This window comes from Streptomyces sp. GC420, from assembly GCF_009916105.1.
GTDB lineage: Bacteria > Actinomycetota > Actinomycetes > Streptomycetales > Streptomycetaceae > Streptomyces.
Genome location: NZ_JAAAXQ010000314.1, coordinates 1 through 9869 on the forward strand (window position 1 = coordinate 1; position 9869 = coordinate 9869).

Consider the following 9869-nt stretch of genomic DNA (forward strand, 5'->3'; position numbering starts at 1 on the left):
GTCAAGGGGTGGGCGGAGTGGTCAAGGGGGATGGACGTCCGCGCAGCGGGGTGGATGGGTGCGCCCCACTTCCACCGAGGAGGGGATGGAGACCACTCCCACTGGCAGTGGATGGAGTGCGGCGCATCTGCCCCGCTCCATCCACTGGATGGAGCACACCGAGTGGGTGGACCATGACCCGCCGCATGGCGTTCGGGTCCACCCGCACTCCGGCCACTCGGTGGGCCACCGCCCCCATCGATCCATCGCGATGGACGCCACCGCGAACTCGGACTGAATCCCCCGGGCCGCCATCGCCTCCGCACGGCGTCCTGTACGACTCCGGCGCGCGCTCGGGAGGAAGCCCTGTCCGGCCGCACCGCCCATCCGCTGGCCGGTCGGCGTCTCTCGGGTCGGCTTCCGCTGGCGTCGGTGCAGCCCTCAGCCTCATCGGGTGGGGCACGGTGAGCGGCCGCCGGGTTTCCCCTTGCCCCGGGCCGAGGTCAAGGGGAAACAGCAGGTGCCCCGGCCCATGGTCAAGGGGTGGAGGCGAGGCCGGTCAAGGGGGGAGCAGCTCGTGCGGTGAACCTGGTCAAGGGGTGGATCGGAGAGAAGGGGGCATCGCCCGAAGGTGTTCGGCGGCGGCCCCCCGGGGTGGGTGACACGCTCCGCTCCACCACGACCGTCTCGTGCCTCGGGCTGACGGCGTCTTCGGTCAATCGCCCGTCCCTCAGCAATGGGTTGAGAGTGGGAGCCACCGGTGTAGTGCATCGGGGCATCGAGTGGAGCCCACCGTGTGGATGGACCATGGCCGATCCATCGGGTGTTGCCCATCGAGTGGAGTGGGCCGGTGGGCGCCACTCGGTGGCGGAGGCCGGGCTGAACTCCACTGAGTGGGCTCCACCGTTGAGTGGGCTCCACCGTGTACGCGGTGGGGCCGGATGGAGCCCACTCAGTGCGCGGCACCGGCGATGGATGGTGGGCTTCGCGAGTGGCCCGGGGTGGAGGAGGCCGTCGCACTGGCCCCGGTGGCGTCCACTCATCGGGTGGCCGCCACCCCCGGCCCTACTCCGCGCCGACGTTTTCCGATGCCGCAGCGCTGGGCGATGCACAGTGAGGTTTCCCCTTGACCCGGACTGCGTGTCAAGGAGGAACGCGGGCGGCCGGGGAGGCCGGTCAAGGGGCCCTCAGGCCCGGGTCCGGTTCATGGGGGTCGACCACGCCTGCGCCCCGTTGTCCGGGAACGGCCGCTGAAGCAGCGGCGAGGTGGGTGGCCGAGCTCTGCCCCATCGGCGCGCAGTGGAGCGCGCTCCAGTGGAGGGGGTCCTGCCCCACCCGGCAGTGGCGATCCTCGACGGGGTGGAGTGCGCAGCTCATGATGCGGCCCACTCCATCCGGCGGGTCCGGCACCGGACGCAGAGGCCGGTGGAGCCGAGCGCCGGACGGGTGCATCCACTGCCGTCCCACCCCGCGCACACCTCGGGGTGTTCCGACGGGGATGGACCGCCGGCACGTCCACCCTCGTGCTCCTCTCGGCACGGCCTGCACCGGGGGGCGGCCGAGGCGGCGGGGTTCAGCACCAGGACGGCGCAGCCGCACTCAGGGCACCGGCCCCGCGGAGCTGCAGGAGTGGACCGAGGGACGGGAACCCGAGCGGGGGTGGGGCGGACGATGGAGAGAGTGGATGCGTCGGACTGTGCGGTGTCCTGGCACCGGTCGCGGACGATCTCCTCGCACACTGAGCACTGGCGGCCGCTGCTCCACAGGACGCCGGCCTCGCAGTCGAAGATGCCGCAGCCCCAGCGGGGCAGGCCGACGCCGAGGATCCACCGGCCGGGGTCGCGGATCTCGTCGGTGAAGGTGCGGCAGAGTCGCGTCTCCAGGCGCTGCCGAAGCCGGGCGTCATCGATGCCGGAACGCAGTTGGCTGCCGACTTCCCGGGCGATGCGCCGCTGCATGTAGACGCTGGTCTGCCGGTAGAGCCGGTGCACCGGCTCGAGGACGGCGTGCACCCGGGCGCTGATGGTCAGCCCGGGCCCGCCGTAGGCGCCTGCTCGGTTGGTCAAGGGGGTGCCCGAGGGCTCGGTCAAGGGGGTGGTCAAGGGGGTCTGGTGGTCATCCGCGCGCAGCGCGAGCCCATCTTCGCCGGTGCCGTGCTGCGGCTGCGCACCGCGGTTTTCCACACCTTCACCTACCTGTACCTCGCCTACGGCGGGTGAGAAGAGGGCGCGCTCGTCATCAGGTCGGTCAGTCCTAGGTTCTTCCATAGTCGCGAGTGATCCCGCACCAGCCGACGAACCCGATCCCTCACCAGGACCAGAGGTGGAGGAGGGCGCGACGCCCGTGGAGGACGGCTGTCCACAGGCCGCGTCCTGAGCGGCGGCCGGGATGTCGTGAGCGACGAAGTGGTGGCGGCCGCGTACGCCCGCCCGCCGCTCCACGGTGATCCACCGCGTCGCCTCCAGCTCGTCGACGATCTCGCCGGCGGCCGCGGTGGTGAGCGGCTGGCCGGCCCGCTGGCCGCTGTGGTGGTGCAGCGCCCCTGCGATCTCCGACTCGGTGAGCGGGATCTTCTGGGCCTGGGCATAGGCGATGAGCGCGTACGCGCGCAGCTGGCGCGGGGTGAGGTCCTCGGAGGCGGCCACCGGGATCCACACGAACCGCTCCGTCGCGGACAGCGGCCGGGTACGGCGCACCGCCGAAGTGCCGTTCCCGCCGGGCAGGGAACGCCGGGTCGAGGACAGCTCGACTACGCCGTCGGGTCCGGGGCGCATCAGCTGCGTCATCCCGCGCTCGACGGAGGACTTCGACAGGCGGAGGTACTCCGCGATGGTCACGGTCGCCGCCGTGCACCCTTCCGGACGCGACGCCAGCGCGGCGATCTTCACGTAGACGGTCACCGCGACGTCGGCGTAGTGCGGGTTGGCGACGAGGCGCAGGGGCACCTTCACCCGCTGGCGGCGCTGCGGGCGCGCCTGATCGCCCGTCGGCGGCGGGCTACTGGGAACTGCTGCTGTGCGGGGCACGCTTCTCCTGGCGCACCGGTGCCGCGGGGCGGCGAGTCGGGTGCGCTGGGTCTCGACGGCGTCCGGCAAGGACGCGCGGTCTGGGGTCTGGCCAAAGGCACTCGGGCGGAAGCTGAAGGAACAGGTCCTTCAGCTGCTACGGGTGTTGAAAAAGCCGACGGTGTGACAGTCCGGCCGAGAAAATCCCTGGCGAGCCTGTGACCTGCGGGTCAAGGGGGTGCCCGGGGCGGCGGCAGACCCCCTTGACCAGCCACCTGGCCGGGGCCGTGAAGGCCCGTCGGGCAGGCGTGGGAAGCGAGGCGGTCAAGGGGTGCTGGCGGCAGCGGGTCAAGGGCCGACCACCGGGCCGCGCTGCGCTCCGGCCGGTCCCGGCGGGAGCGCCGGTCGCGAGAGCGGGTACGCAGCGTGGCGTCGAAGTCACGGACGGGCGAAAAACAGCCGGGATCGGCGTGCTTAGGTGGCGTCCGAGCTGACAAAGGGCATGGGTGTACTGCAAGATGGACCCCGTTCTCCCGGGTCGCCCCGGGAAACGACAAACCCCCTCGGGGGAATTGCTGCTGGAGGGCAGTGATTGCCGGACCATTCGGTCTGGCCCTCGCTCAAGCTGGGCCGCTAACCCAGGACTGAGCGGTGACGGCCGGCAGAGGAGCTGCTAACTCCGAAGCCGGCGGAGAGGGGCGAGGAGCAGCCTTTGCTAGAGGCGCCCGCCCGGAAGACCTACGACATCCTCAACTCCCCCTTCCAGGGGGCATTCGCGTTTCTGGGCCCGGACACGCCGGGCAGCGCCCACGGCAGCTCCGCGCCCGGCGCGGTGGATCCGCTCGGGGCCTGTGCGGTGCTGGTCATGGGAGAACCGCCTTCTCGGTTCGCCGGGCTCGGCGCCGTCCGCCGGGGGCCCGAGGTGAGGCGTATTGGATCAAGCGAAAGTCACCCTATCCCCTGACGCCCGTCGTGCACACGCACTCGGCGCGTTGTCCACTCGACGTCGAAAAGTGCGGCCAAAAGGGGCAGTTGACTCGGAGAGTTTCTAACTGGCGCTTCCCGTACGGATGGTCACGCGATCCGCACGTACTACCGTCAAAAGGTATGAAGTTGGGCGCTCATCCGTAAAACCGACTCTTCGAATCTCGAACACCGTGGTGCCGACCTTGGACTTGAGGAGCGAGCACTCCTCGGTGGTGGCCGGCCGCGCGTCCCAGTTGCTGGCGTGGCTGTCCTCGCGCCGCAGCGGGCCAACCGTGAACGGCGCGACGGTGGCGGCTTCGGCCGCGGTCACCGTGAGCGCGGCCGGGGTGAAGAGGGTCTGCAGCGCCCATGGAGTGCCGGCCTGCAGCAGCACCGCCTGCCGGACGGACAGGGCGGCGTCCGGTGCGACGGCCAGAGCCTCGACGGCTGCTGCATCAGTGCCGGGATCCCCGCGCCTGATGTCGTCGTGGCCGCTGTCGCCGGGATCCCTCGGCCGGAGCAGCCCGTCCTCGTGCAGTCGGACCTGTATGGCGGAGGCCGGCTGCAGTACCCGACTGCGGCGGCGCGGCGCCGTCTCGACCAGGCCCTCCTTCTCGAGGAGTCGTAGGGCCTGGGCCACGGTGTTCGGTGCGACGCCGAGCTTTTCACCCAACTCGCGCTGACCGGGGAGCTGCTCGCCCGGGGCCAGCTTGCCGCTCAGGATGTCGGCGCGCAGTGCGGCCGCGACCTGCTCGTGCGGGTGATGGGACGTCATGGGCATGGGCACATCTTGCCGCACCCGCCAGAGCGCACGGCTCATCCGCTGGACCTTCTTCCTTGACGTGATCGCCAACAGCATGCATCATCTGACGCATCTGCATTAAGGCAGTTAAGGCAGATGGCGCGTGGAAAAGCAAGCGACCCCCGGGGCTGGTCCCCCCGGAGGCCGCGAACGCGCCTCACCACCCACCAGAGCGTCACAGGAGATGAGAACGCGTGAACACCATGATGGCAGCCCGCCCGCCGGCCTCCCGCGCCATCCCGGGCACGGCCGAGGCCAGCATCGCCCAGTTCGTCGCCGCGACCGATCCGCTCGACAGCCTCGTCGCCAGCGGCTTCCTCGACCGGCAGGACGGCCACTACGTCGCACAGGAGCTGCGCACCCCGCAGCTGCGCCAGACGATGAAGTACTCGGTCTGCCTCACCGCCGACCCGGACATCGGCCACTTCTACCAGGAGGACGGAGAGCCGGACACCGACTGGCGTCGGCGCCGCGCCCAGACCGTTCGCGACCACTGCGCTGTGTGCCCGGTGCGCGCCGCGTGCGCCGAACTCGCCCTCCGCGAGGGCGACACCGTCGGCATCCGCGGCGGGCTGACCCCCGAGAAGCTCAAGCGCCGGCTCGTCATGGAGCGCGACCGGCTCGACCAGGCCCTTGCCGAGGACCAGCGCGCCGCCCAGAGGCAGCAGGCCCGCATCGCCGCGGCGCGCGAGGTGCAGCGGCTCGCCGGCCAGTACCTCGGCACCTCCGGGAAGCCCGAGAAGCGCCTGGAGAACATCGAGAACGTCCGCAAGGCCGCACGTCACCGCGACGAGCTCGTCGCCGACCACCGCCGCTCCGCCGGCTGGACGGCCGCCGCATGAACCCCGCCGGCGACGCCCACGCCCTCAACCGCGCCCTGGTCAGCGCGCTCGCCCGCCGCGACGACGTCCTCTTACTCCCCGTCCTCGTACCGGCCGGCGCCGACATACCGCCCGTCAGCCCGCTCACCGCGTTGCTCCTGGTCCTGCTCCGCCAGGCCACCGCCGAGCGCGACGCCTACAGGGACTGGATCACCCAGGACCCGATCCCGCCCAGCGATGACCCGCTGCGCGCCCGGGCCGCCGAAGCGGCCAGCAACCTCGCCCGGAGGGACTCCCCGTGACACCCGACCTCGCCCCCCACGGCGCGGCTCTCGCCGAACTCCTCGGCAGCTGGCAGTTCGTCCTCGGGGCGCTCGTCCTCACCCTCGGCCCGGCGATCGCCCTGCGCCGACGCCGCATGGCCCTGGCCGCGCTCAACGACGTCGAGCGCGCCGCGGCAGCCGACCGGCGCGGACGCCGGGTCGAGGACCTCCTCACCGTCGTCATCGCCGCAGCCGCGGCCGCCCTGTCGGCCACCGGTCTGCGCCGGGTCGGACACCACCAGATGGGCCTGGACGCCCCGTTCGACCTCCTGCCCTTCGTCGCACTCGACGTCGCGGCGATGGTCTGCGGCCGCCGAGCCCGCCGCCGTGCCCGCGACGGCGACGGATCGGGTCTGTCCGGCGCTCTCTTCTGGATCCTCGCCGGCATCAGCTCGGTCTTCTCCGCGTCCGAAGCCGGCTCCCTCCTCGGCGGCGCGGTCCGCGCGGTGTGGCCGGTCCTGGCGGCCGTGCTCTGGGAGATCGGCTCGCTCGAGGAGCGCCGCGCCGCCCGCACCAAGGGGGGACGCCCCGACCGCCGCATCGCGCTGGTGCGCCTGCTCCACCCCGTCGAGGCCTTCCGCGTCGCACTGCTGCTCGCCGCCCGCCAGGACCTGGCCCAGGAGGAGGCCACCGCCGAGGTTCGCATCTCCCGGGCTGCCTACCGCTGGTACCGGCTGCGCCGTGCCCAGGACGCGGTCAAGAGGGCCGGTGGGATGACCCGCTGGGCATACCGCCTCGCCGAGATGCATGCCGACGGCCGCGCCCAGGATGCCAGCGAACGAGCGGGATGCTCCGACCCCGCCATCCTGAAGCGCGTCGTCGCCCGGCTGCAGCTGCGCGTACGCCAGTCCGACATCGCCGGGATGAACCTGCGCAATCCCGTCGCGTTCGAGGGCATCCTCAACACCCTGATCGGCACCATCCCGGCCATCCCATCCCAGACGGCCGACCCCCATGCCGCCCCGTCATCCCACTCCCGCGACGAGGAAGACCGGCAGGTCAAGGCCGGGATGGGCGAGGGAGACGAGCCAGGGGAGGACAGCGGCGACGAGGACACCGCCTCGCCGGACCCGGACGCCGACGCCGACGCCGGGCAGGATGATGACGCGGCTGCCGGGCGGAAGACAGACGAGGAAGTCATGGCCGCCTTCGTCGAGACCGTCCCACGCAAGGAGGACGGCACGTTCGCCTGGGGCATCAACAAGATCTCTGCCGCCCTCGGCATCGGGAACGGCCGGGCCAAGAAGTTCCTGGACACCCAGTCCGAATGGCTGCCCAAGGCGCTGGCCGCCCATCCCGTCGCGCACGGCGCCGACGGCGAAGAGCCCGACCACTTCGACCAGGCCCTCGCCCTCGCCAACGAGTCGCCGCTGCCGGCCGCCCACGCCCAAGACCCCCAGCCCGCCCCGGCACCGGCCGGCCAGCAGCAGCTCGAAGAGCTCCTCCGCCTCGACCCGACCGCGGGTGACCACTTCGAGGAGCACGACAGCGGCCTCCTCGTCCCCGCCGCCGGCAGCCGACCCTGACGCCCCGCTCCGCAGGGCGCCCCCGCAGGGCTGCCCGCGAGCACGACCGTGAGGACCACACATGTCCACCACCTTCGACCAGCACGTCACCGAGGCCCTCGCCCTCATCGCCCCGGCCCGCCGCCCGGTGACCTCCGCCCGGCCGGCCCGATCCGCCGGCGCCCCACAGCACGGCCGGCCCCGCCTCGCCCTCGTGCGGCGCCCCGTCTCCCACGAGGGGAGCGAGCAGTGAGCACGACACCCTCCACCCGCGGCCGTACCAACCAGGCAAACACCGACACCCCCGAGAACGAACCGCCCCAGACCCCGGAGACGAGCGACGGCATGCCGGACGACGAGACGCGGCTGCGCCGCCTCCTGTCCCGCATCGGCGTCCGACCGCTCGGCCACGCCGAGCAGCCCGTCGAGGAGGAGCCCGAGCCGGGCGCGGCCCGCCCCGACCGGGACCTGGAATCCGCCGGTTCCACCCGTCGGATCTCGATGTCGCCCGGCGGACGGCTGCCCGTTCCCGGCCAGACCATCAACCTCACGGACGACCAGCAGACCCCGGCCGACGAGCCGATGCCCGCCGAAGACCAGGACACCACGGCTGAATCTGAGCCCGCAGGGGAGCCGGCGAACAGCACGTGGCCACCTCGTGTCCCCTGGCGCCGGGGCAAGGACGACGACCAGGCCGAGGGGGCCGAGGGCCCGGAGGCCGCGGACGCGGACGAAGACCTCCCAGGTCCGGAGGGCGAGGGGCCCGACTGGTTCCGCGTACGGAAGACCGCCGATTCGCAGGCACCGGAACCGGACCCCTACGAGGTGCACAACCACTACTACGGCACCGGCCAGGAGCCGACGGCCCCCGCAGGGGAGGGGACCGGCCCGGCCGGCCCGGGCCGCAACCGCAGCTCCCTCACTGCCTGGTGGGCGTCGCTCACGCCGCTGCAGCGGTTCATCCTCCACAACGGAGCCGCGGCAACCGCCGGCGCCTGGAGCTGGGGCGTCTTCACGGCCCAGTGGAACACCGGCCTGCCTCAATGGACGCTCGCCGTCATGCACGACGCTGCGGCCAGCAGCAACGAGCCGTCCACCCCGTTCATCGTCGGCGGCGGCGTGATCCTGCTCGCCGCGGTCGTCGGCGGCGGCATCTCCGCCTTCGTGGAGAGGTGGCTGTACCGGCTGCCCTCGTTCTGCGCCGCGGTCCGCTTCCTCACCCACATCCCGGTCGCCTCCGCCGGCATCGCCGTCCTGCTGTTCTCCGCCCCCACCTTCTAAGGACACCCGTGACCACCCTGCTCGCCGCCGGGGCCGGAACCAGCGCCCTCGGCCCGATGTCCGCCACAGCCGTCAGCGTCATCCTGATCGTCACGCTCATCTACGGCATCTGGGGCAAGGGCAAGAAGAAGCTGGCCCGAGGCCCAGCCCAGGCCATCGGCTTCTTCGCCGAGCTCGCCTTCCTGCGCGCCGGCTCCTGGCCCCACGACCTCGGCACCGCCGTCCAGGACATCCCGCGCCAGATCGCCGAGAACCCCGACCTGGGATCCATCGGCATGACTGCCGTCGTGATCATCCTGCTCGTGTTGTCCGCCTTCGCCCCCATCGTGCCGTTCACCGGCGCCCTGTGGGGGATGCTCACTGCGGCCGCCATGTCCGCAGCACAGGGCTCCATCTGGCGGGCGGTCATCGCCGTCGCCACCGCCGGGCTGTCCCTGGTGGGGGCATGAGCGGGAAGCCGGACACGACGAACACCGCCAAGCAGGGCCGGCGGAAGATCAGGCTGGAGCACATCCCGTTCGTGCGCGAGGTGCCCGTGGTGGCCAGCGCCACCATGGTCGCCCTGCGCTACGTGGGAGCCTGGCTGCGCGCCGGCGACCAGGAGAGCGGGGGGTTCCTCGTCCGCCTCGGTGCTCTCGGCACCGTCGGCTACATCGCCCTCTACTTCACTCAGAAGCACCCCGGCCTCTGGTACGCCTACGGCGCAACCGGACTGGTCATCGTCACGACCGTCGCCGTCCGTACCGGACTGTCGGCCGGCCGCACGGTGAAGGACCTGGAAGACGCGCACACCACTGCCGAGGAGGAAGCGCCTCAGGGAACCGACACCCTAAACGATCATGAAACGGCGGGGGAGTGGGACCCCGAAACGACGCAGGCCCAAGCCACTTCGGCCGAAGCCGACGCCGCCTTCGCAGCGTTCGTCGAGCACAGCGTCGCCTTCGCCGTCCGCCAGGGGCGCAAGGGCGTCCACACCGACACTCTCCTCGAACGGATCCACCGGGAGAGGATGCTGGCCGACTGGACGGAACCCATGATCAGACAGAAGTGCAAAGCCCTCGACATCCCCGTCCGAACCCAGATGGGCATCCAGGGGAGGAACTACTTCGGCGTGCACATCGCCGACCTCGAGCAGGCCCTCGGCAGGGCCCTACGGATCCCCGCCCAGCTGGTCCCCGACCTCACCC

General features: G+C 71.8%; 10 protein-coding genes. 8 read left to right on the top strand and 2 right to left on the bottom strand.

Annotated elements, in window-relative coordinates; genetic code table 11:
• Window positions 1-85 precede the first annotated feature (85 nt).
• On the top strand, window positions 86-277 hold the full coding sequence (locus tag GUY61_RS29170; RefSeq protein WP_166633250.1) for a hypothetical protein: 192 nt from the start codon (window positions 86-88) through the stop codon (window positions 275-277).
• Window positions 278-1352: 1075 nt separating this feature from the next.
• Here the strand turns inward: GUY61_RS29170 and GUY61_RS29175 are convergent.
• Both GUY61_RS29175 and GUY61_RS29180 read right to left on the bottom strand, forming a co-directional pair.
• Window positions 1353-3005 (bottom strand): hypothetical protein, encoded by a 1653-nt coding sequence (locus GUY61_RS29175; RefSeq protein ID WP_313896928.1) that lies wholly within the window; start codon window positions 3003-3005, stop codon window positions 1353-1355.
• A 1027-nt stretch (window positions 3006-4032) separates the two neighbouring features.
• Window positions 4033-4731 (bottom strand): GntR family transcriptional regulator, encoded by a 699-nt coding sequence (locus GUY61_RS29180; RefSeq protein WP_166633251.1) that lies wholly within the window; start codon window positions 4729-4731, stop codon window positions 4033-4035.
• A gap of 224 nt (window positions 4732-4955) precedes the next feature.
• On the opposite strand from GUY61_RS29180, the gene GUY61_RS29185 reads away from it, so the two are divergent.
• The 7 genes from GUY61_RS29185 to GUY61_RS29215 all read left to right on the top strand — a co-directional run.
• Window positions 4956-5594 carry a WhiB family transcriptional regulator gene (locus GUY61_RS29185; RefSeq protein WP_208106602.1) on the top strand — a complete coding sequence of 213 codons (639 nt, stop codon included), beginning with the start codon at window positions 4956-4958 and terminating at the stop codon, window positions 5592-5594.
• Window positions 5591-5875, top strand: a complete 285-nt coding sequence (locus GUY61_RS29190) for a hypothetical protein (RefSeq protein WP_166633252.1) — start codon at window positions 5591-5593, stop codon at window positions 5873-5875. The genes GUY61_RS29185 and GUY61_RS29190 overlap by 4 nt, the downstream gene beginning before the upstream one ends.
• Window positions 5872-7422, top strand: a complete 1551-nt coding sequence (locus GUY61_RS29195; protein ID WP_166633253.1) for a DUF2637 domain-containing protein — start codon at window positions 5872-5874, stop codon at window positions 7420-7422. The genes GUY61_RS29190 and GUY61_RS29195 overlap by 4 nt, the downstream gene beginning before the upstream one ends.
• Before the next feature lie 61 nt (window positions 7423-7483).
• Complete coding sequence (locus GUY61_RS41660; RefSeq protein WP_166633254.1) at window positions 7484-7654, top strand: hypothetical protein; 171 nt, start codon at window positions 7484-7486, stop codon at window positions 7652-7654.
• Entirely contained in the window at window positions 7651-8682 is a 1032-nt protein-coding gene (locus GUY61_RS29205; RefSeq protein WP_166633255.1) for a hypothetical protein, read from the top strand. The genes GUY61_RS41660 and GUY61_RS29205 overlap by 4 nt, the downstream gene beginning before the upstream one ends.
• Before the next feature lie 8 nt (window positions 8683-8690).
• The gene (locus GUY61_RS29210; protein WP_024126623.1) at window positions 8691-9131 is read left to right on the top strand and encodes a hypothetical protein; all 441 of its coding nucleotides are present in this window, start codon (window positions 8691-8693) and stop codon (window positions 9129-9131) included.
• On the top strand, window positions 9128-9869 hold a 742-nt coding region (locus GUY61_RS29215; RefSeq protein WP_243766837.1), incomplete at its 3' end, for a hypothetical protein. The genes GUY61_RS29210 and GUY61_RS29215, both read left to right, overlap by 4 nt.

Bases quoted from the DNA above. Each gene is read 5' to 3' on its own strand.
- GUY61_RS29170 (WP_166633250.1), top strand. From the start codon at position 86: ATGGAGACCACTCCCACTGGCAGTGGATGGAGTGCGGCGCATCTGCCC.
- GUY61_RS41660 (WP_166633254.1), top strand. From the start codon at position 7,484: ATGTCCACCACCTTCGACCAGCACGTCACCGAGGCCCTCGCCCTCATC.
- GUY61_RS29180 (WP_166633251.1), bottom strand. From the start codon at position 4,731: ATGCCCATGACGTCCCATCACCCGCACGAGCAGGTCGCGGCCGCACTG.
- GUY61_RS29185 (WP_208106602.1), top strand. From the start codon at position 4,956: ATGATGGCAGCCCGCCCGCCGGCCTCCCGCGCCATCCCGGGCACGGCC.
- GUY61_RS29190 (WP_166633252.1), top strand. From the start codon at position 5,591: ATGAACCCCGCCGGCGACGCCCACGCCCTCAACCGCGCCCTGGTCAGC.